The sequence below is a fragment of the Streptomyces sp. NPDC093109 genome, assembly GCF_040701725.1.
GTDB lineage: Bacteria > Actinomycetota > Actinomycetes > Streptomycetales > Streptomycetaceae > Streptomyces.
Window position 1 is genome coordinate 358,871 of sequence record NZ_JBFBEZ010000001.1, and the last position, 20,189, is coordinate 379,059.

Genomic DNA, 20,189 nt, shown 5'->3' on the forward strand with positions numbered 1-20,189 from the left:
CTGTGACACCGGTCACACACCATGGATGCTTGCTATACTCAAGCAAGTGATGACGGGAAGGGACTGGTCATGCACGGAACTGCCGATGTGGCCCGAGGGGACGGGCAGGACGTTCTCGTCGTGGCGGGCGATCCCGGAGACACCGAACTGCTCGTCTCGACACTGGAGTCGGCGGGCTACCGCGTCGACGCGGCCGGCAGCGCTTCCGAGGGAGTGGCACGGCTCAAGCGGGCGCGGTTCGACCTGGTGGTCTGGGACGCCGTACTGCCGGACAACAAGGACCTCGCCCGGGGCCGTCGCCTCGTACTGGAGAACCGTCCGCCGCTGCTCTTCCTGATCACCTGCGACTATCTCCACACACTCCTGCCCGAACTCGGCGGAGGCGCGGAGGACTACGTCACCAAGCCCTTCCGGGCCCCCGAAATCCTCGCCCGGGTCCAGATCCTCCTCCTGGGAAACCGTCGTTCCGGGCAGCGGCCGGCGATGCCGCGCTACCGCGATCTGGTCCTGGACGACGCGACGTGCCGGGCCCGGCGCGGTTCCCGGCCGCTCGATCTGACCCCCGCCGAGTACCGGCTTCTGCGCTACATGCTGGTCAACGCCGGACAGGTGCTGTCGAAGGAGCAGATCAGCCGGCATGTCTGGGGCGACCTCCGCGCGGACGAGGCCATCGAGAAACTCGTCTCCCGGCTGCGGCAGAAGGTGGCGCAGGAGGGACCCGCGCTGATCCACACGCGCCGGGGCTTCGGCTACACGGTCGGACAACCCACCGCGTGACGGGTGCCGCATCACACTGACGTGTGACTGACCCGGGCCACGTTCTCCGGGTTCCGGGAGACGTCCGGAAGAAGTCAGACTTCCCGGCTTTGCTACAGGTGATCGCGCACTTGAGTGCACGTGACCGCGCTCTACCACCTGTTCCGGTATCTCCGTACCTCCGGAGTCCCGCACCCGAGGAGTCACCATGACCGGCATCCTGAGGCCCGAGGACCAGTTCCACGTAGGCATCGTCGCGGAGGACTTCCACGCGACGAAGGACCAGCTCTCCCGGCTGTTCGGGTTCGAGTGGTGCGCCGAGATGGGCGGGGCCACCGAGGTGAACCTGCCGGCCGGCGGCGACACCGTCCTCGACTTCCGGTGCACGTACTCGCGGTCGAGCGCCGGCCCCGAGGACACCGCGCCCCGGCTGGAGATCATCCGTCGCATCCCCGGGACCCTGTGGGAGCCGACGGCCGGTTCCGGTATCCATCACTTCGGCTACTGGTCCGACGATGTCGCGGGCGACGCCGCCGAGCTCGTACGCCACGGCTACGTGACGGAGGCGACCCGCAGGGGTGCCGACGGCGCTCCGTTCTTCGTGTTCCTGCGCAGTGCCGAGCAGACGGGCTTCCGGGTGGAACTGGTCTCCAGGGCGGCCCGGCCGTCCCTGGAGCACGGCTGGACCCTGTAGCCACGCGCGCAACCACACACACGCACATCCAGACGTTTCCCCCAGGAGTGAGCATGACAACTGTAGGTATAGCCACCGGAGCCGGACGCGGGATGGGAGAGGCGTGCGCGCGCCGGCTCGCCAATACGGTGGACGTGCTGCTGCTCGTCGACCGGGACGAGGCGGGAGCGGCGGCGGTCGCGAAGGACCTCAACGACGCCGGCCACCGGGCCGTCGCCGAGCCGTTCGCCCTCGACGTCACCGACCGCGAGGGCCTGGCCCGGCTCGCCGAACGGGTCGGCGGGCTCGGCACACTGCGCGCCGTCGCCCACGCGGCGGGCATCTCCCCCACCATGGCCGACTGGCGCCGTATCTTCGAGGTCGACCTCGTCGGCACCGCCCTCCTGGCCGAGGCGCTGCGCCCGCTGGCCACCGCGGGCACGGCCCATGTGTACTTCGCCTCGATGTCCGCGATGCTCGCGAACATCTCCCCCTCCCCGGAGATCGCCGCGATTCTCGACGACCCGCTGCGGCCGGACTTTCTGGCGCGGATCCGCGACGCCGTCGGCCCGGACATCGAGAACACCGCGCTCGCCTACCCGTGGGCCAAGTACGGCGTGCAACGCTTCGCCCGCAAGGAGGCGATCCGGCTCGGACCGGTCGGCGCCCGTGCCTGTTCCCTGTCGCCCGGCGTCATCGACACCCCTCAGGGTCAGCAGGAGGCCGCCGCGCACGCGTCGATGCGGAAGCTGATCGAGGCGACGCCGCTCGGCCGCACCGGCCGGTCGGAGGAGATCGCATCCGTCGTCGCCTTCATGCTGTCGGAGGAGGCGAGCTTCCTCAACGGCATCGACATCCTGGTCGACGGCGGTGTGTGTGCGGCCGTGCTCGACCGGTGAGATGACACTCCCGGCCGGTGCCGGATCAGCGGGATCAGCGGGTCAGAGGGCGCGCAGGCCCCGGTCGGTGAAGGCGATCAGCCACTCGAAGCTCTCGTCGATGTCGGCGCTCCACTGGAAGCCGTTGGCCGACTGCAGCGTGGCGAAGCCGTGGCAGAGGCTGCGGAGCATGCGCAGGGCGTGGTCCACGTCCGGCTCCGCGATCTCGTAGCCGCGCAGGACCGCGGTGAACGCGTCGAGCAGCCGCTGTCCCGCGGTGGCCAGCGGATCGTCCGGGCCTGAGGGTTCCACACCGATCGTCGCGGCGTACCGGCCGGGGTGCGCCAGGACGAAGGCGCGGAAGGCGCGGGCCGCGGCGGCGAGGGCATCGCGGCCCGCGTACCCCTGGACCGCGCCGCCCACGGCGTCGGCGGCCTCGCTCAACGCCAGGGCCGCGATACGCCGGTTGAGGTCTTCCTGGCCGCCGACGTGCTTGTACAGGGACGGGGTGCGCACGCCCACCCGCTCGGCCAGCAGACTCATCGTCAGACGGCCGAAACCCACCTCGTCGGCGAGCGCGGCGCCGGCCGCGACCACGGCCGCCGGGGCCAGTCCCGCCCTAGGCACGAGCGTCGTCCGGCCGGAGAAGAGCGAGCATGAGCGAAACCACCTGATCGGGGAACTGGTCGTGCGGGTAGTGCCCGGCGCCCTCGATCATCTCAAGGCGGCCGAGGCCGGACGGCAGGGCGTCGACGATCGCGGAGCCCTCGGCGTGCGGGTCGGCCCAGTCCGGGTCGAGTGTGCCCATCACGACGAGAACCGGGCACTGTACGTTGCCGAGTTGCTCACCGGCGTCGGTCGGGGCGCTGCCGCCCATACCCCGCATGGCCTTGACCCGGCCCGGCTCGCGCAGCAGGGAGTCGATGCGGCCGAGCCGCTCGGCCCAGTCGGCCGGCTTCACGCCGGGGTAGGCCACATCGAGGTACGAGCGCCAGAGCCGTACGCTGCCGAGCCCGCCCGCGCCGAGCAGCCGCAGCATGGCCTGCCGGAAGCGCTTCACGCGCAGGTCGCCGAGGCGGACGGACTGCTTGCGGGTGAACGGCGCCAGCTCGACGACGGCGCTGATCAGCGCGGGCTCCTTGGCCGCGGCGATGGTGGCGGCGCCGCCGGAGATCGAGTGGCCGACGAGCACGGCCGGGCCGCCCAGATGGCGGATCACGGCGAGCAGGTCCCCGGCGATGGCGGTGCGGCTCCAGGCCGGCCACCCGACGCTGGACTCGCCGCAGCCGCGCAGATCGACCGCCGCGACCCGATGCCCCGCCGCCACCAGCCGAGGCGTGACGGCCCGGTACGCGGCCCGGCTGTCGCCCATCCCGTGCGCGAGAACGATCAGCGGGCCGGAACCCGCCACCTCGTAGGCGATCGTGCCGCCGTCGACGGCGAGGTACTGGGTCCCGGTCATGGCATCCCCCTCAAGCTTGGCTAACCTCTTTAGCCAAAAGCTAATCCCCTTAACCAGACCTGTCAACAACGGCGGCCCCGTCCACGCGTACCCGCTACACACCGCCCCCGGTGGCGCGGCCGAGGTAGGTCACCGGGCCCGCGTCCTGTACCGGAATCTCCTGGAACCCCACCCGGTCGTAGAACGCCCGTGCCCGGGTGTTGGCCGGGGACATCCCCAGGTGGACGGCCGGTACGCCCTTCTCGGCGAGCGCGCCGAGGAACCGTGTCATCAGCGCGCGCCCGAATCCCGCGCGCTGGTGCCCCGGCAGCAGGTCGATGTGGAGATGTGCGGGGTACGAGGTCAGCTCGGGCAGCAGCATGCGCTCGGGGCGGTGCAGGAGCACGGCGATCCGGTCGGCCGGTGTGAGCGGGGGCCCGGCAGGATGCGGATAGCGCTCCGCGACGGCGGGCAGCCACTCCGTACGGAAGCGTTCCACGAACAACTCGGTGTCCGAGGTCCCGAGGATGTAGCCGACGGGCCGGCCGTCACCGCCGTCGACGACAAAGACCAGACCCGGTTCGAGTTCCGCGTACGGACCGGCGAAGACGCTGGGCAGCAGCCCGTGGTCCTCGTACAAGTGGCGGGCGTCGCCGCCCTCTTCACCCGTCCGGATACAGATGTCGTAGAGATCCTGCCGGTCCGTGGGGCGGTACGGGCGTACGAAGGGCTGAGTGGTCATACGGGCTCCGCCTTCTTCCTTTTCCTCGGTTCACCTCAGGAGCCGCCGTCCAGCCCCGCGGGATCACCAGTGTCCCCCGTACCGGGGCGCGTTCAGCCGGATTCCGTCAATGCCGCGCGCGCGGCGGCAAGGATCTCCTCGGAGAGCGGGGAGCCCTTGGTGGCCCGGGACAGGACCAGTGCGCCGAGCATGGTGCAGAGCCGGGCGATGCCGTCCTGGTCCTCGGTCGCCAGCCGCTCGGCGAAGTCGCGCGCTCCCTCCGTGTAGGTGCGGCGGGCCTCGCGGTCCTCGGGTTCGCGCGCCATGTCGGTGGCGAGCGCGGCGACGGGGCAGCCGTCAGCCGCGCTGTCGCGGTGCTGGACGGAGAGATAGGTGTCGATCAGCGCCCGCTGGGCCTCGTCCCGCCGCCCGTCGTGCCGCGCGAGTCCGTCGTGGTGGAGCCGGCCGAGCTCACCGAAGGCGTGAGCGGTGGCCTCGTCGACGAGCGCTTCCTTGGAGGCGAACTGCTTGTAGAAGCCGCCGTGGGTCAGGCCGGCCGCCTTCATGAGGTCGGCGACGCTGACATGGGTTCCCTGCTCCCGGAACAGCCGGGAAGCGGTCTCCACGACCCGCCGGCGGTTCTCCTCGGCTTGCGCCTGCGATACGCGGCCCATCAGCCACCTCCCGATTGATTTCGCTTGACATCTATCCTAGGCGAGGGTTTAGATTGTAGTCGTAATCTAATGATGGCGGGCCGTCCTGACGGCGGCCACGACGCTGGGAGTGGACATGGAACTGAAGGACGCGGTCGTGGTGGTCACCGGCGCCAACCGGGGGCTCGGCCGGCATCTGGCCGCGCAGCTCGTGGCGCGCGGCGCGAAGGTGTACGCGGCGGCCCGCCGGCCCGAGACGGTGGACCTGCCGGGCGTCGTCCCGCTGCGGCTGGACGTGACGGACGACGAGTCGATCCGGGCCGCGGCACGCACCGCGTCCGACGCGACCCTGCTGGTCAACAACGCGGGCATCTCCACCGCCACGCCGCTGATCGCGGGCGAACCGGACGCGGTGCGCCTGGAGATGGAGACGAACTTCTTCGGTCCGCTCGCCGTGACGCGCGCCTTCACCCCCGTCATCGAGGGCAACGGCGGCGGCGCCGTACTCAACGTCCTGTCCGTCCTGTCCTGGCTGCACCCCGCAGCCCTCGGCTCCTACGCGGCGGCCAAGGCCGCGGCATGGGCACTGACCGACGCGGCCCGGGAGGAACTGGCGCCGCGCGGCATCACCGTCTCGGCGCTGCACGTCGGATACATGGACACGGACATGGCCGCGGGCATCCCCGCCGACCAGAAGGCCGACCCCGCGGAGGTCGCCGCGCAGGCCCTGCACGGCATCGAGACGGGTCTGCCCGAGATCCTCGCCGACGAGACCACCCGGTACGTGAAGCAGACCCTGGCCACCTCGCCGAACGCCGCGTGAGCAGCGCCCCCGCGATCCCCGCTTCCCGCTTCCCGCTTCTTTGAAGTAAGGACAGACCTGATGCGTTACACGACCTTTGGACACCTGACCGGACTGCGCGTGTCCGAGTACGCGCTCGGCACGGCGAACTTCGGCACCGGCTGGGGCGCCGGGGCCGAGCCCGACGAGGCGCGCCGTATCTTCGACCGGTTCACCGAAGCGGGCGGCACCTTCCTCGACACCGCGGACGCCTACCAGTTCGGCGAGTCGGAGCAGCTGACGGGGAAGTTCATCTCCGCCGACCGGGACCACTACGTCCTGGCCACCAAGTTCACCCTCGGGGCGGCGCCGCAGCCGAGCATCTCCAGGACGGGCAACAGCCGCAAGAACATGGTCACTTCGGTGGAGGCCAGCCTCAAGCGCCTGGGTACCGACTACATCGACCTGCTCTGGGTGCACTTCCCCGACGAGCTCACCCCGATCGAGGAGATCCTGCGCGGGCTCGACGACCTGGTGAGTTCCGGCAAGATCCACCACATCGGTCTCTCCAACTTCCCCGCCTGGCGCGTCTCCCGGGCCGTGGCCCTCGCGGACCTCAGGAACTGGGCGCCCGTCGTGGGCATCCAGAACGAGTACAGCCTCGTGGAGCGGACCGCCGACCGCGAACTGCTCCCGATGGCCGAGAGCCTCGGACTCGGCGCCGCCCTGTGGTCCCCGCTCGGCGGCGGGCTGCTCACGGGTAAGTACCGGCGCGGCACCGAGGGGCGGCTGAGCGACCTGGGGGCGGTGATCCACACGGAGAGCACCGACCAGAAGACCGCCGTCGTCGACGCCGTCCTGGCCGTCGCCGAGGAGACCGGCGCGACACCCGCCCAGGTGGCGGTGGCCTGGGTACGGGAGCGCGCCGCCCGGTCCGCGACCTCGCTCGTCCCGATCATCGGGCCGCGCGGCCTCACCCAGCTCGACAGCTATCTGGGCGCTCTCGACGTCCAGTTGACCGCCGAGCAGTTCGCCCGGCTGTCGGAGGTCAGCGCGACGCCCCTCGGCGTTCCCCACGAGGCGATCGCCGCTTCCCTGGGCGGTATCCAGGGAGGCGACGCCGGCCGTGTCGATCAGCCGGCCGCGCCGGTCGCCTGACCGGCCGCCGCCCCGGCTACATGTTGATCATGTGACCCGCGAGGCCATGGACGGCGTCCTTGACCGCTTCACCCAGGGTGGGGTGGGCGTGGACGTTGCGCGCGACCTCGTGGACCGTGAGGTCCCACTGCTGGGCCAGGGTCAGCTCGGGAAGCAGTTCGGTGACGTCCGGGCCGATGAGATGGGCGCCGACGATCTCGCCGTGCTTCGCGTCGCTGATCAGCTTCACGAAGCCGGTCGCGTCGCCCAGGCCGTGGGCCTTGGCGTTCGCGGTGAACGGGAACTTCGCGACCCGGACGTCGTACCCCTTCTCCTTCGCCTGTGCCTCGGTGTAGCCGAAGCTGGCGATCTGCGGCTGGCAGAAGGTGGCGCGCGGGATCATCGCGTAGTCGAGTTCCATCGTCTCGGCGTCCGCGATCGTCTCGGCGGCGATCACCCCCATCGCCTCGGCGGCGTGCGCGAGCATCAGCTTGGCGGTGACGTCGCCGATGGCGTAGAGGTGCGGTACGGAGGTACGGCAGCGGCCGTCGACGTCGATGGCGCCACGCGCGGTGACGCGCACACCGGTGTTCTCCAGGCCGTAGCCGGTGACGTTCGGGGCGAAGCCGATCGCCTGGAGCACCTTGTCGGCCTCCAGGACCTGCTGGGTGCCGTCCTTGCCCGTGACGGTGACGCGTACCCGCGGGCCGGACTCGTCGATGGACTCGACACGGGTGGAGGTGAGGACATCGATGCCGAGTCTCCGGTACTGCTTGGCCAGTTCGGCGGAGACCTCGGCGTCCTCCAGCGGGGCGACACGGTCCAGGAACTCGACGATGGTGACCTTCACACCGTAGTTGTGCAGGACGTAGGCGAACTCGACGCCGATGGCCCCGGCGCCGGCGATGACGACGGAGGGCGGCAGGTCGTCGGAGAGGATCTGCTCCTCGAACGTCACCACCCGGGAGGTGCGCCGGGTGCCGGGCAGCAGCCGGGGAGTCGCGCCGGTGGCGATGACGCAGTGGTCGAAGCCGATGGTGCGGGTGTTGCCGTCGTAGTCGCCCACCTGGAGTGTGTGGGGGTCGAGGAACGTGCCGCGCCCGCTGATCTCCGTGATGCCGTTCTTCTTCATCAGGTAGTGGACGCCCTTGACCCGGCCGTCCGCCACCTTCCGGCTGCGGCGGAACGCCTCCCCGTAGTCGAAGGAGACCTGACCGTCGGCCTTGATGCCGAAGGTCTTCGCCTCGCGCGTGAAGATGTGCGCCAGTTCGGCGTTGCGCAGCAGGGCCTTGGTGGGAACGCAGCCCACGTTCAGACAGACGCCGCCCCAGTACCGCTCCTCCACCACCGCGACGCGTCTGCCCAGTTGGGCGGCGCGGATGGCGGCGACGTACCCGCCGGGGCCCGCGCCGAGTACGACGACGTCGAAGTGCTCACCCTGCTCGTCCATGGACGCTTCCTTTTCTCGGCTCACGACGGGAGTTGGCCATTCACAGTAGACAGACCCATCCGTACCTCATGAGCACCACGCCCAAGCGACGCCTGCCCCGGGCACCACACCGAAGCGCCGTCTCCCGGTTTCCACATTTCCCCGCGTTTCCCGTTTCCCCCGAAAGGCTTGATCCCCATGTCCGAGCAGATCCTGCCCACCACCGCACGCGCCTGACACCTGGACGCCCGCCCGAACGGCCGCCCAGAAGGCGGACCCGGACCTGGCGCCGCTGACCGAGGAGTACGGCTACGACGCGGCGTTCAACTACAAGGACGGACCGGTCGCCGAGCAGCTGGCACAGGCCGCGCCGGACGGCATCGACGTCTTCTTCGACAACGTGGGGGCGAGCACCTGGAGGCGGCGATCGGCCCTGAACCCGCTTCAACGGACCGCGCGAGCGGCCCTCCGTACACAACACGGCACAGGACCGCTTGTCGGCGCGTTCACTTGCGGGCTCATTACATTACGGTCATACTTTAAATGACCCCCCACCCCAGAGGACACGACCATGAATGATTCACAAGAAGTACGGAACGACGCGGTGTCGTCGTACAGGAACGCGCCGACCCGCACCCTCACCGCCGGGGACGTGACCTTCGCCTACCGCGAGCTGGGCCCCCGGTCCGGTGTCCCGGTGATCTTCCTCGTCCACCTCGCCGGAGTCCTCGACAACTGGGACCCCCGGGTCGTCGACGGCATCGCGGCCAAGCGCCGGGTCATCACGTTCGACAACAGGGGTGTCGGCGCCTCCACCGGTTCGACACCGGACACCATCCGGGCGATGGCGAAGGACGCCGTCACCTTCATCCGGGCGCTCGGCTTCGAGCAGGTCGATCTCCACGGCTTCTCACTGGGCGGCATGATCGCCCAGGTGATCGCGGAGACCGAGCCGCGGCTCGTCCGCCGGCTGATCCTCACGGGGACCGGTCCCGCGGGCGGCGAGGGCATCAAGAACGTGACCCGGCTGTCCCACCTCGACACCGTCCGGGGGCTGCTCACCCTTCAGGACCCGAAGCAGTTCCTCTTCTTCACCCGCACCGCCAACGGGCGCAGGGCCGGGAAGGAGTTCCTGGCCCGCCTCAAGGAGCGCACCAGCGGCCGGGACAAGGCGATCTCCCTGTCGTCGTACGGCGCCCAGCTCAAGGCCATTCACCGCTGGGGGCTGGAGCAGCCGTCCGATCTCTCCGTCATCCACCAGCCCGTGCTGGTCGCGAACGGCGAGAACGACAGGATGGTTCCGTCGAAGAACTCGGCCGACCTGGCGCGGCGCGTACCGAACGGCAAGCTGGTGCTGTACCCGGACGCGGGCCACGGCGGCATCTTCCAGTACCACCGGGAGTTCGTGGAGAAGGCCGTCGAGTTCCTCGAACGGTGAGCGGGCGCGAGGTGAGAGGCCGGCCACCCGGTGAGGGAACGGCCGCCCCTCAGAGCGCGATGAGGGCGAGGGCGTTCTCGACCCCCCGCTCAAGGACCTCATCGGCGAACCGCCGGTCGGAGAGGGCCCGGGAGAGTTGCAGCGCTCCCGCCATCATGGTGAAGAGCCCGATGGCCCTCCCGCGGGCCGACCGCGGATCCCCGGGTGCCAGCCGGGCGGCTATCTCCGCCACGATGTCCCGCGCGCCGTCGGTGTAGGCGCGCTTGGCCTCGTCCCCGCACCGGCCGATCTCGCCGAGCAGGGCCGCGGACGGGCATCCGGCGCCGGAGTGGTCCCGGTGCTCGGGCGACAGGTACTCACGGGCGAAGTCCTCGAGTCCGGGGCGGCCGGGCCGCAGTTCCCCGTACTTCGCGACCTGCGTGCGCAGTTCGTCGGCCACGACACGGGCGACGAGGTCGTCCTTGGACGCGAAGTGGGCGTAGAAGGCTCCATTGGTCAGCCCGGCGTCCGACATCAGCGCGGAGATACCCGAGCCGTCCACACCGTCCCGCTTGAACCGCTTGCCGGCCGTCTCGATGATCCGCTGCCGGGTCTCCTGCTTGTGCTCCTTGGCGTAGCGCACCACGAGCCTCCTCCTCCTTCGCCGTGAGGGCATCCCTCGTACTACCCAGCCTATTCCATGACCTGCCATATGTAATATTAAAATCATAATCCAATGGAAACGGAGACGACGATGAAGGCCTTCATGATCGAGCGGTACGGCGACAGGAACGGGGGCCGTATCGGCGAGGCCCCCGACCCGCCGGTGGGGGCCGGCGATGTCCTGGTAAGGATCCACGCGGCGAGCGTCAACCCGCTGGATCTCAAGCTCCGCGACGGGGACTTCAAGGCGATCCTGCCGTACCGTCTCCCGCTCGTCCTGGGGAACGACCTCGCCGGGGTGGTGGTCCAAGTGGGCGCGGCCGTCACCCGGTTCGCGGTGGGCGACGAGGTCTACGCGCGGCCCGGCAAGGACCGTATCGGCACGTTCGCCGAACTCATCGCCGTCCACCAGGACGACCTGGCGGTCAAACCGGCCGCGCTCACCATGGCCGAGGCCGCGTCCCTTCCGCTGGTCGCCCTGACCGCGTGGCAGGCACTGGTCGAGCGGGCGCGGCTGCGGCCGGGCCAGAAGGTACTGATCCACGCGGGCTCCGGCGGCGTCGGCACCATCGCCGTCCAGCTGGCGAAGCACCTGGGCGCGTACGTGGCCGCCACCGCAAGCACGGCCAAGACCGGCCTGGTGAAGGGGCTCGGCGCGGACATCGTCGTCGACTACAAGCGGCAGGCTTTCGAGACGGTCCTCGACGGATACGACGTCGTCCTGGACACCGTCGGCGGCGAGACGCTCGAAAAGTCCCTGCGGGTGCTCAAGCCCGGCGGGACGGTCATCAGCGTCGCGGGCCCTCCCGACGCGGCCTTCGCCCGTGAGCTGGGCGCCAACGCTGTCCTCCGGCTGGTGATGAGCGCGCTGAGCTTCCGGACGCGGCGCCGCGCCGGGCGCCGAGGTGTGACGTACTCCTTCCTGTTCATGAAGGCCGACGGCGAGCAGTTGCGCGCGCTCACCGAGCTCATCGACACCGGGAGGATCCGCCCCGTCGTCGACCGTGTCTTCCCGTTCGCGGAGACCCGGGAGGCCCTGGAGTACGTCGGGGAGGGCCGCGCGAAGGCCGGCAAAGTCGTCGTCACGATGGTGTGACCGAGGCCGGATCCCGGCGCCGGATCCCGTACCCGGCGCCGGTGCCCGTTCACCTTCCGCGCCACTCCTCGGCCAGCAGCTCGTAGGACCGCACCCGGTCGGCGTGGCCGTGGGTGATCGTGGTGATCAGCAGTTCGTCGGCGCCGGTGGCCTCCTGGAGCTGGGCCAGCCGGTCGGCCACCCGGCCCGGGGAACCGACGAACTGGGTGTCGAGGCGGTCCTGGACCAGGGCCCGGTCCGTGTCGGACCACACGTGGGCGCGCGCCTCGTCGGGTGTGGGGAACGGGATCGCGCCCTCCGCCGTACGGATGGAACGGACCCACAGGCCGTAGCCGGTGGCGAGTTCGCGGGCGGTCTCGTCGTCCTCGGCGACCACGACGTCCGCGGACACACTGACGTACGGCTTGCCGAGTACGTCGGAGGGCCGGAACGCGGCGCGGTAGCCCTCCACCGCCTCCAGCACCGTGGCCGGGCTGACGTGGTAGTTCGCCGCGAACCGCAGCCCCTTGGCGCCCGCGGCCTCGGCGCTCTCGCCGCCGCTGCTGCCGACGATCCAGATCTCGATGTCGGCGCCCTCCCCCGGTACGACATGGGCCTCGATGCCGTCCGCGGAGCGGTAGGTGCCCGCCAGCAGCGCCAGGATGTCGTCGATCTGCTCGCCGTAGGCCGCCGACTCGGCGTTCGGCAGCAGGAGCAGCTTCCGCTGGAGCGCGATGCGCGGCGAGCCGAGCAGGTACGCGAAGGAGAAGCGGGGCGGGATGCGCAGGCCGCCCGGGGTACGGCCGTCGACCACGGGGGTCGCGGCCGGCAGCGGGGTGGTGGGGGCGCCGGGCGGCCGGCCGCCGGAGCGGCCGAGGCCCAGGTCGAGGCGGCCGGGGTGCAGCGCGTCGATCAGGCCGAACTCCTCGACCGTGGACAGGGCGGTGCGGTGGCCGAGCTGTACGGCACCGGAGCCGAGCCGGATGGCCGAGGTCGCGGCGGCGGTCAGGGCGAGCACGACCGCGGGCGAGGTGCCGGCCACGCCCGGGTTGAGGTGGTGCTCGGCGTACCAGTAGCGGGCGTACCCGAACCTCTCGGCCTGCCGGGCCAGGTCGATCGAGTTGCGCAGCGCCTCGGCGGCGGTGGAGCCGGACGGGATCGGGACCAGGTCGAGGACGCCGAGGGGGATGTCGGACATGTACGGGGCTCCCTCGGTGGTCAGTGGCCGGCGGTCACGGGCGCGGGGGCGGATACGGGGACGGTCACGGGCCCGGGCGCGGGTTCCGCCAGACCGAGGTGGTCGCGCAGTGTGGTGCCCGTGTACTCCGTGCGGTACACACCGCGTTCCTGGAGCAGCGGGACGACCCGGTCGGCGAAGGAGTCGAGGCCGCCCGGGGTGATGTGCGGGACGAGGATGAAGCCGTCGGAGGCGTCGGCCTGGACGAAGTCGTTGATGGTGTCGGCGACGGTGGCCGGGGAGCCGATGAAGTTCTGCCGGTTGCCGGTCTCGATGACCAGGTCGCGGATCGACCACTTGTTGGCCGCCGCCAGCTCCCGCCACTCGCGGGCCGTCGCCAGCGGGTCGCGGTACATCCGTACCTGGGCACGGCCCCGGGCGATGGTGTGTTCGCCGAGGTCGGGGTCGATGTCGGGGAGCGGTCCTTCCGGATCGTACGCGGACAGATCCCGGTTCCAGACGAACTCCAGGTGCTTGATGGCGGTGGCCCCGCTCACCTGCGACCGGCGTATCTCGTGGGCCAGTTCATGCGCTTCGGCGTCGGTGTCGCCGAGTACGAAGCTCGCTGCGGGCAGGATGAGCAGCTGGTCGTGGTCGCGGCCGTACCGGGCCAGCCGGCCCTTGACGTCGGTGTAGAACGCCCGGCCCTCCTCGCGGGTGGCGTACCGGCTGAAGATGGCGTCGGCGCTCGACGCGGCGAACTCGCGCCCCTCGTCGGAGTCTCCGGCCTGGAAGATCACCGGGCGGCCCTGCGGGCTGCGCGGGACGTTGAACTGCCCCTGGATGTCGAAGTGCCGGCCCTGGTGCACGAAGGCGCCGGCCCGCGCGTCCCGCAGGAAGGTGCCGGTCTCCCGGTCGGCGACGATCTCGTCGCCGTGCCAGGAGTCGAAGAGTTCGTTCGCGGTGGCCAGGAACTCCTGGGCGCGCGAGTAGCGCTCCTCCTTCGGCAGGAAGCCGCCGCGCCGGAAGTTCTCGCCGGTGAAGCCGTCCCAGGAGGTGACGACGTTCCAGGCGGCACGTCCGCCGGAGAGGTGGTCGAGACTGGCGAACTGGCGGGCCACCTCGTACGGCTCGTTGAAGGTGGAGTTGATGGTGCCGGTCAGGCCGAGGTGTTCGGTGACGGCGGCCAGCGCGGCGAGGACGGTGAAGGTGTCGGGGCGGCCGACGACGTCCAAGTCGTATATCTTGCCGCCCTGTTCGCGCAGCCGCAGCCCCTCCGCGAGGAACAGGAAGTCGAACTTGGCGCGTTCGGCGGTCCGGGCGAAGTGGGCGAAGGAGCTGAACTCGATATGGCTGCCGGCCTCGGGGTCGCTCCAGACGGTGGTGTTGTTGACGCCCGGGAAATGGGCCGCGAGGTGGATCTGCTTGAGCGGCTTGCTCACGGTGGGGCTCCTTCTTCTCTCAGGCGGTCGCGGCGGCAGCGGCGTAGCGGTTGGCGGGGCGGGTGAGCCCGAGCAGCCCGCGCAGGGTGTCGGCCTCGTACGTGCGGCGGAAGGCGTCCCTGCGCTGGAGTTCGGGGACCAGGCCCCGGGTGATCGCCGGGAGGTCGTGTCCGGCGACGGCGGGGCGGAGCCGGAAGCCGGAGAGCCCCGATGCCTGCAACTCCTGCAACAGGTCGGCCAGTTGGGCGGGAGTGCCGGTGAAGACACGGGCGTCGCTGGTGTACGGCTCGCCCGCGAGGGCGTCCAGTCGCTCCCGGCGGGCGGCGGCCTCGGCGGGGTCGTCGTCGAGGAAGACCACCAGGTCGCCGAAGAGGTGCAGGGTCTCGTCGGCGCGGCCGGCGGCGCTCTGTTCGGCGCGGATCTCCTCGACGACGGCACGGGCCTGCTCGGCGTCGTGCGGGGTGACGTAACCGATGTCGGCGGACCTGGCCACCAGCCGGTAGGGGATGGCCGCGTGGGCCAGGGCGCTGACGATGGGCTGGCCCTGCGGCGGGCGGGGGGTGATCGAGGGGCCCTTGACGCGGAAGTGCCTGCCCTCGAAGTCGATGTAGTGCAGTTTGTCGCGGTCGATGAAGCGGCCGGTGGCGACGGACCGGATCTCCGCGTCGTCCTCCCAGCTGTCCCAGAGCCGGCGCACGGCCTCGACGTAGTCGGCGGCCTCGTCGAAGAGTTCGGCGACGGCCTCCTGTACGGCCGGTGTGCCGTAGTCCTCCCTGCTGACCGGCGGGACCGTACGGCGTCCGAAGTGGGCCGCCTCGTTCCCGCGCGCCGAGACCTGGACGCGCAGGCCCGCGCGGCCGGTGCTCACATAGTCGAGGGTGGCGATCGCCTTGGAGATGTGGAACGGCTCCGTGTGGGTGGCCACCACGGTCGGCACCACGCCGATGTGGCGGGTCAGCGGGGCGACCCGCGCGGCGATGAGGACGGCGTCGAGCCGGCCGCGTACCTGGTCGGTGCGGTGGTCGGGTTCGGTGAAGGAGGAGGACTGGAGGCCGAGCGCGTCCTCGATGGTCACGAAGTCGAGCAGCCCGCGCTCTGCCTCGGTGACGAGGTCGGTCCAGTAGGCGGCGGTGAGCAGTTCGCGGGGGCGGGCGACGGGCTCGCGCCAGGCGGCCGGGTGCCAGCCGGCGCCGTCGAGAGCGACGGCGAGATGCAGCGGGGAGGGTGAGGAGGACACGGGAGTGACGGACACGGCGGTGACGCCTTCCTGATCAGCCGTACGAGGGAGCCGGCCCCGGTTCGAGGGGTTGCCGGCCGCGAGGAGAACGGGTCAGGCGCGACAGAGCGCGCCGGCCACGCGCAGCAGGTCGATATGCGTCCGCGAGTACAGGTGCAGGCGGCGCGGCGCGGCGGGCGCGGCGGCTCCCGGGGCACGTCGGCGGGAGAGAGGACGCATGTGCCTCACCTCCACCCTTCCGCGGTCGTCGCCCAGCAGAACAACACGGCTACGCCGTTTCTTCCGGCTGCCCGGCTTCTTCTGCCGCTGCTTCTGCTTCTGTCTCTTCTCCTTCTTCTCCGCCCGGCGTGCGGACGAGCACGAACCGCGTACGGCGGCGCAGGGTGAACCCGATCGACTCGTAGAGCCGGATCGCGTGGGTGTTGGCCGCCGCCGCGTGGAGGAACGGGGTGTCGCCGCGCTCCCTGATGCCCGCCGCGACCGCGCGGACCAGCCGGGTGGCCAGGCCGCGGCCCCGGTGGTCCGGGTGGGTGCAGACGGCGCTGATCTCGGTCCAGCCCGGCGGGCGGAGGCGCTCGCCGGCCAGGGCGATCAGCCGCCCGTGGTCCCGGATGCCGAGGTAGGTGCCGAGGTCCACGGTGCGGGGCAGGAAGGGGCCCGGCTGGGTGAGGGCGATCAGCGCGAGGATCTCGGGCACGTCGGCGGGCCCGAGCCGTACCGCCTCGGGCGCGGGTTCGGCGTACAGCGCGGTGTCGACCATCTGGACGCCGTCGCCGCTCTGTACGGTCTCCCAGCCGGCGGGCACGGTCATCCCGGCCCCGGTGACCGGGGTGACGGTGCCGGGGCCGACGAGCGCGGCCAGGTCGTCCCAGGCGCGGGGGTCGGCGGGGTCCGCCAGTGCGGTGAACGGGGAGACGTCCGTGGGGTAGCGGGCGGCCCGGCCGACACGCTCGGCGAGAGAGGCGTGAGGGCCCGTCAGCGCGGCCCAGGCGGCGTTGTCCAGGAGGTGCGGTTCCGCCGGCGGACCGAGGGGCGGGCTCGGGGACAGAGTGGGAGCCGGGGACGGGGACGAGGACGGGGACGGGGACGGGGACGACGGGGCGCGGTGGATGCTGGTGGACATGGCGGTGCGGGGTCTCCCTGTCTGGAGCGCGGCAGAGCCCTGGGACGGGCGGTGGGTCAGGAGTCGGCCTGGAGGGTCCCGGCGGAACGAGCACGGGAAGAGGGTGCGGGCCGCGACAGCGGCGGTGGCCGGACGCTCAGGAAGCGGTCAGCGTCGACAGAGGCCGCGGGACACGGCGGTACAGGTAGCGCCGTTGGGGCGCGGCAGGCCGGTGGAGCGGTCCGTGCGCGGGGCGACGCGGCCGAGGCGCCGCCGTGCGGCCGTCCCGTCAGCTGCGTACATGACTGCCGCCCTCATTCTCCGGCCCGGGGGATCTCGTGGTCGCCGCACGTTATGCATGCCCCGAAAAGGATGTCAACGCGAGTGCCCACCAGGTGAGACCGTATACCCGGCCTTCTTGACGGCGTCACGGAGCGCACCCAGACTGGCGTGGACGGTCACGATTGTCAGCGCCCACGGCGCGGGTTCGCCCCGCTCCCGTGGTCTTCGGCCGAGGGTTAAGACGGGTGGCACGGGGTGGCACTGCCGAGGAACGGCTTGACGAGACGCCTGCACATCGATCTCCTGCGTGTCTCCAGCGCTTACTGACGCGTCACCGATCCGTGCGATCACGCGATCCACGCGATCCGGACCGGTGCGCAAGCGCAGTCGCTCCGCAGTCGCCGCCCCGCATGAGGCCACTGACGCCCACAAGGCCGCGGTGGCCTCCTCGTTCCCCAAAGGGAGAGTCATGCCCGAGACAGCTTCGCGCAGCGCCGGCACAGCCACCTCCCGTGGCTGTCAGCAGAGTTCGTCCGTCTCGGGGCCCCGCCCCGGGACGACCGGGGCCCGCACCCGTCCGTACCGCTTCCGCAGCCGCATCGGTGTCGGTCTCGCCGGCGGTTTCTACCCGGCGCCGCACCGCTACGACCTCTATCTGTCGGCGAGTTGTCCCCGCTCGCTGCGTATCTCGATCACCCTCCGCCTGCTCGGCCTGGAGGACTCGGTCGCCACCACACTGCTGACGCACCCCGGCGAGACGCCCGAAGCCTTCGCCTCGCTGCGTGGCGCGTACGAGGCCACGGTGTACCACTACGACGGGCCGCTGACGGCGCCCGCGCTGCGCGACCGCTGGAGCGGGCGCATCGTCAGCAACCGCACCACCGACATCCTCCACGACCTCGCCGGCCCGCTCTCCGGAACAGACGGGGCCTGCCTCTCCGCCCTGCACCCGCCGGCCCTCGCCCCGGACATCGACACACTCCGTGACCTGCTGGACCGGCACCTCACACCGGCCGCTCAGCCCGCGGGGCGATCGGGGGCGCTGAGCCTGCTGGAGCATCAACTCTCCAGAACGGCATACGCGTTGGGCGAGGATCTGACGGCCGCGGATGTGGACCTGTGGGTGGCGCTCGTCCCTCTCGGCCCGGCCGGCGCCCTCGGCCCGTACCCCCGGCTGCGGGAGTACGTACACCGCCTCGGCGACCACCCCGCCTTCCGCCATTGACGTACGACAGCGCCGCTCCGTACGATCGCGAACGGCATCCAGTGTCAACATCCAGGCTTCTTTCGTTCGGTGTGTGGCCCCCGTCCGGGGCCCGAGACAGGGAGGACAGGCAGATGCGGCACAGCGGTGACCCGAGTGCCCTGACCCCCTCCCTCACGGCCGCGACGGTGTTCTCCCGGTTCTCGCGCCGCCGCCACATCGACCTGCAGCGCTTCACCAGCTGCCTCTGTCGGGGCTGATCGGCTCCCCCACGGCCCGCTGACGACGTACGTCGTCGCCCGTCACCACCGCGGACACCACCCGTCGGCGCCCACGCGGCGTCCGGCGGTGCTGTCGGTGTGTCCTCCCCCGCCCGAACAGCACACCGCCCCGCCCGCCGGCGTCACGCCGCCCGGGGCGGCACGCCCATGCGCCGCCGTCATCCGTACGGCGTCCGACGCGTGGCGACACGAGTAGGAGACCTCTCCGTGAGAGCACAACCGGATGCCGGGCCCGCCCGATGGGCGCCGCTGGGCGCCCTCCTGGCCGCCAGTGTCCTGCTGACCGCCTGCGGTTCCGGCAGCGGCGGATCAGACGCCGGCGGTGGCAGCGGCGGTGGCACCGCGAAGTCCGGTGGCATCCTGACCTTCGCGGTGAGTTCCGACAGCGGCTGCGTGGATCCGCAGCAGGTGGGCAGCAACGACACCATCTACTCGCTGCGGCAGATCGTGGACTCGCTGACCGACCAGGACCCGAAGACCGGAAAGATCACACCGTGGCTGGCGAAGAGCTGGGACATCAGCGCGGACGCCACCACCTTCACCTTCCATCTGCGCCCGGGTGTCACCTTCAGCGACGGCACCGAGCTGACCGCGCAGGTGGTCAAGGACAACTTCGACGCGGTGCCGAAGCTCGGCGCCCTGGCACCCCTCGCCCAGGGCTATCTGAGCGGGGTGGAGAGCACCACCGCCGTCGACCCGCTCACCGTGCGGGTCACGTTCCGGCAGCCCAACGCACAGTTCCTGCAGGCCACATCCACGCACTCGCTCGGGATCGAGTCGGCGGCGAGCGTCCGCAGGACACCGGAGCGCAAGTGCGCCGAGGGAGTCGTCGGGTCCGGGCCCTTCGTGCTGAAGGACTACGTACAGAACCAGTCGATCACCCTGGACAGGCGCACCGGATACGCCTGGGGCTCCCCGCTCTGGCGCAAGAAGGGCGAGGCCTACCTGGACAAGCTCGTCTTCAAGGTGGTGCCGGAGGCCGGGGTGCGCGTCGGCAGCCTCCAGTCCGGCCAGGTCGACGCGATCGGCGGGGTCGGCAGGGCCAACGAGGCGACACTGAAGAGCGGTCCGGTGCGGCTGGCGCGGCGGGCCAATCCCGGCACGGTGTTCAACCTCGGGCTGAACAACTCACGGCCGGCGCTCAAGGACGTCCGGGTACGACAGGCGATTCTGTACGCGATCGACCGCGAGGAGATCGCGGACACCGTGTTTCCGACCGGCACCCGGCCGGCGACCAGCGTCCTGGCACACACCACGCCGGACTACCGGGATCTGGGCTCCGGGCTGGCGTTCGACGCGGCGAAGGCCACGTCCCTGCTGGACGCGGCCGGCTGGAAGGCGGGCGGTGACGGCATCCGAACCAAGAACGGCGCCAGACTGAGCCTGACCGTCAAGTGGTTCGCGAACTCGGCCACCAACCAGCCTGCCCTGGAGCTGATCCAGCAGCAGCTCAAGGCCGTCGGCATCGAGGTGGTGCTCAAGCAGCTCCAGATCGCCCAGATCGTCCAGGTCCAGCAGTCGGGGGACTTCGACGGGCTCTGGGGCAACCTCACCCGGGCCGATCCGGACATCCTGCGCACCCAGTACTCCACCGCCCTGGCCAACGCCTACCGCCTGCCGGCGAGCCCGCTGGAGTCGCTGCTGACCCGGCAGGCGGCGACCACCGACGCGGGCAGGCGGACCGAACTCGTCGGCGAGGCACAGCAGTTGATCGTACGGAACGCGTATGTCGTGCCGGTGGTGGAGCTCCAGACCCAGCTGGGCGTGGCGGACAAGGTGCACAACCTGGACTTTGAAGCCTCCAGCCGGATCCAGCTGCACGACACCTGGATCGGCTAGC

The 20,189-nt window shown here is 71.0% G+C and carries 22 protein-coding genes and 1 pseudogene; 12 read left to right on the plus strand and 11 right to left on the minus strand.

Features of this window, described 5'->3' with window-relative positions:
- Nucleotides 1-69: 69 nt before the first annotated feature.
- The 3 genes from AB0389_RS01510 (at nucleotide 70) to AB0389_RS01520 (ending at nucleotide 2,328) form a co-directional block, all read left to right on the plus strand.
- Nucleotides 70-777, plus strand: coding sequence for a response regulator transcription factor (locus tag AB0389_RS01510; protein ID WP_366393256.1), 708 nt, complete (start codon nucleotides 70-72; stop codon nucleotides 775-777).
- 187 nt (nucleotides 778-964) lie between these two features.
- Nucleotides 965-1,450 (plus strand): VOC family protein, encoded by a 486-nt coding sequence (locus AB0389_RS01515; RefSeq protein WP_366393257.1) that lies wholly within the window; start codon nucleotides 965-967, stop codon nucleotides 1,448-1,450.
- Nucleotides 1,451-1,503: 53 nt separating this feature from the next.
- Nucleotides 1,504-2,328 (plus strand): SDR family oxidoreductase, encoded by an 825-nt coding sequence (locus tag AB0389_RS01520; RefSeq protein ID WP_366393258.1) that lies wholly within the window; start codon nucleotides 1,504-1,506, stop codon nucleotides 2,326-2,328.
- 42 nt (nucleotides 2,329-2,370) lie between these two features.
- On the opposite strand, the gene AB0389_RS01525 is transcribed toward AB0389_RS01520, so the two are convergent.
- The 4 genes from AB0389_RS01525 to AB0389_RS01540 all read right to left on the minus strand — a co-directional run bounded on the left by AB0389_RS01525 (nucleotide 2,371) and on the right by AB0389_RS01540 (nucleotide 5,143).
- The gene (locus AB0389_RS01525; protein ID WP_366393433.1) at nucleotides 2,371-2,904 is read right to left on the minus strand and encodes a TetR/AcrR family transcriptional regulator; all 534 of its coding nucleotides are present in this window, start codon (nucleotides 2,902-2,904) and stop codon (nucleotides 2,371-2,373) included.
- 22 nt (nucleotides 2,905-2,926) lie between these two features.
- A complete protein-coding gene (locus AB0389_RS01530) occupies nucleotides 2,927-3,769 on the minus strand; it encodes an alpha/beta hydrolase (protein WP_366393259.1) in 843 nt (280 codons plus the stop codon).
- A 94-nt stretch (nucleotides 3,770-3,863) separates the two neighbouring features.
- Nucleotides 3,864-4,490 carry a GNAT family N-acetyltransferase gene (locus tag AB0389_RS01535; protein WP_366393260.1) on the minus strand — a complete coding sequence of 209 codons (627 nt, stop codon included), beginning with the start codon at nucleotides 4,488-4,490 and terminating at the stop codon, nucleotides 3,864-3,866.
- Nucleotides 4,491-4,582: 92 nt separating this feature from the next.
- Nucleotides 4,583-5,143 carry a TetR/AcrR family transcriptional regulator gene (locus AB0389_RS01540; RefSeq protein ID WP_366393261.1) on the minus strand — a complete coding sequence of 187 codons (561 nt, stop codon included), beginning with the start codon at nucleotides 5,141-5,143 and terminating at the stop codon, nucleotides 4,583-4,585.
- Nucleotides 5,144-5,258: 115 nt separating this feature from the next.
- On the opposite strand from AB0389_RS01540, the gene AB0389_RS01545 reads away from it, so the two are divergent.
- Entirely contained in the window at nucleotides 5,259-5,945 is a 687-nt protein-coding gene (locus tag AB0389_RS01545; protein ID WP_366393262.1) for an SDR family oxidoreductase, read from the plus strand.
- A gap of 60 nt (nucleotides 5,946-6,005) precedes the next feature.
- The gene (locus AB0389_RS01550; protein WP_366393263.1) at nucleotides 6,006-7,061 is read left to right on the plus strand and encodes an aldo/keto reductase; all 1,056 of its coding nucleotides are present in this window, start codon (nucleotides 6,006-6,008) and stop codon (nucleotides 7,059-7,061) included.
- Between the two features lie 16 nt (nucleotides 7,062-7,077).
- On the opposite strand, the gene lpdA is transcribed toward AB0389_RS01550, so the two are convergent.
- Nucleotides 7,078-8,490 (minus strand): dihydrolipoyl dehydrogenase, encoded by a 1,413-nt coding sequence (gene lpdA / locus AB0389_RS01555; RefSeq protein WP_366393264.1) that lies wholly within the window; start codon nucleotides 8,488-8,490, stop codon nucleotides 7,078-7,080.
- Between the two features lie 271 nt (nucleotides 8,491-8,761).
- Between lpdA and AB0389_RS01560 the strand changes: the two are divergent.
- Together AB0389_RS01560 and AB0389_RS01565 are read left to right on the plus strand one after the other, a co-directional pair.
- Nucleotides 8,762-8,875: pseudogene (locus AB0389_RS01560) on the plus strand (NADP-dependent oxidoreductase); the annotation flags it as partial.
- A gap of 165 nt (nucleotides 8,876-9,040) precedes the next feature.
- A complete protein-coding gene (locus AB0389_RS01565) occupies nucleotides 9,041-9,907 on the plus strand; it encodes an alpha/beta hydrolase (RefSeq protein ID WP_366393265.1) in 867 nt (288 codons plus the stop codon).
- 49 nt (nucleotides 9,908-9,956) lie between these two features.
- On the opposite strand, the gene AB0389_RS01570 is transcribed toward AB0389_RS01565, so the two are convergent.
- On the minus strand, nucleotides 9,957-10,532 hold the full coding sequence (locus tag AB0389_RS01570; protein ID WP_366393266.1) for a TetR/AcrR family transcriptional regulator: 576 nt from the start codon (nucleotides 10,530-10,532) through the stop codon (nucleotides 9,957-9,959).
- A 108-nt stretch (nucleotides 10,533-10,640) separates the two neighbouring features.
- On the opposite strand from AB0389_RS01570, the gene AB0389_RS01575 reads away from it, so the two are divergent.
- Nucleotides 10,641-11,645 carry an NADP-dependent oxidoreductase gene (locus AB0389_RS01575; RefSeq protein ID WP_366393434.1) on the plus strand — a complete coding sequence of 335 codons (1,005 nt, stop codon included), beginning with the start codon at nucleotides 10,641-10,643 and terminating at the stop codon, nucleotides 11,643-11,645.
- A gap of 49 nt (nucleotides 11,646-11,694) precedes the next feature.
- Here the strand turns inward: AB0389_RS01575 and AB0389_RS01580 are convergent, their stop codons facing one another.
- The 5 genes from AB0389_RS01580 to AB0389_RS01600 form a co-directional block, all read right to left on the minus strand.
- Entirely contained in the window at nucleotides 11,695-12,822 is a 1,128-nt protein-coding gene (locus AB0389_RS01580; RefSeq protein ID WP_366393267.1) for an LLM class flavin-dependent oxidoreductase, read from the minus strand.
- Nucleotides 12,823-12,842: 20 nt separating this feature from the next.
- On the minus strand, nucleotides 12,843-14,243 hold the full coding sequence (locus AB0389_RS01585) for an NtaA/DmoA family FMN-dependent monooxygenase (RefSeq protein WP_366393268.1): 1,401 nt from the start codon (nucleotides 14,241-14,243) through the stop codon (nucleotides 12,843-12,845).
- Between the two features lie 19 nt (nucleotides 14,244-14,262).
- Nucleotides 14,263-15,480, minus strand: coding sequence for an LLM class flavin-dependent oxidoreductase (locus AB0389_RS01590; protein ID WP_366393435.1), 1,218 nt, complete (start codon nucleotides 15,478-15,480; stop codon nucleotides 14,263-14,265).
- Nucleotides 15,481-15,573: 93 nt separating this feature from the next.
- On the minus strand, nucleotides 15,574-15,699 hold the full coding sequence (locus tag AB0389_RS01595) for a putative leader peptide (protein ID WP_366393269.1): 126 nt from the start codon (nucleotides 15,697-15,699) through the stop codon (nucleotides 15,574-15,576).
- 49 nt (nucleotides 15,700-15,748) lie between these two features.
- Nucleotides 15,749-16,603, minus strand: coding sequence for a GNAT family N-acetyltransferase (locus AB0389_RS01600; protein WP_366393270.1), 855 nt, complete (start codon nucleotides 16,601-16,603; stop codon nucleotides 15,749-15,751).
- Between the two features lie 516 nt (nucleotides 16,604-17,119).
- Between AB0389_RS01600 and AB0389_RS01605 the strand changes: the two genes are divergently transcribed.
- The 4 genes from AB0389_RS01605 (at nucleotide 17,120) to AB0389_RS01620 (ending at nucleotide 20,188) form a co-directional block, all read left to right on the plus strand.
- A complete protein-coding gene (locus AB0389_RS01605) occupies nucleotides 17,120-17,191 on the plus strand; it encodes a putative leader peptide (protein WP_366393436.1) in 72 nt (23 codons plus the stop codon).
- A gap of 142 nt (nucleotides 17,192-17,333) precedes the next feature.
- Nucleotides 17,334-18,089: a glutathione S-transferase C-terminal domain-containing protein gene (locus AB0389_RS01610; RefSeq protein WP_366393271.1), complete on the plus strand. Its 756-nt coding sequence runs from the start codon at nucleotides 17,334-17,336 to the stop codon at nucleotides 18,087-18,089.
- A 113-nt stretch (nucleotides 18,090-18,202) separates the two neighbouring features.
- Nucleotides 18,203-18,328, plus strand: coding sequence for a putative leader peptide (locus AB0389_RS01615; RefSeq protein ID WP_366393272.1), 126 nt, complete (start codon nucleotides 18,203-18,205; stop codon nucleotides 18,326-18,328).
- 228 nt (nucleotides 18,329-18,556) lie between these two features.
- Nucleotides 18,557-20,188: an ABC transporter substrate-binding protein gene (locus AB0389_RS01620; protein ID WP_366393273.1), complete on the plus strand. Its 1,632-nt coding sequence runs from the start codon at nucleotides 18,557-18,559 to the stop codon at nucleotides 20,186-20,188.
- Nucleotide 20,189: the final 1 nt, after the last annotated feature.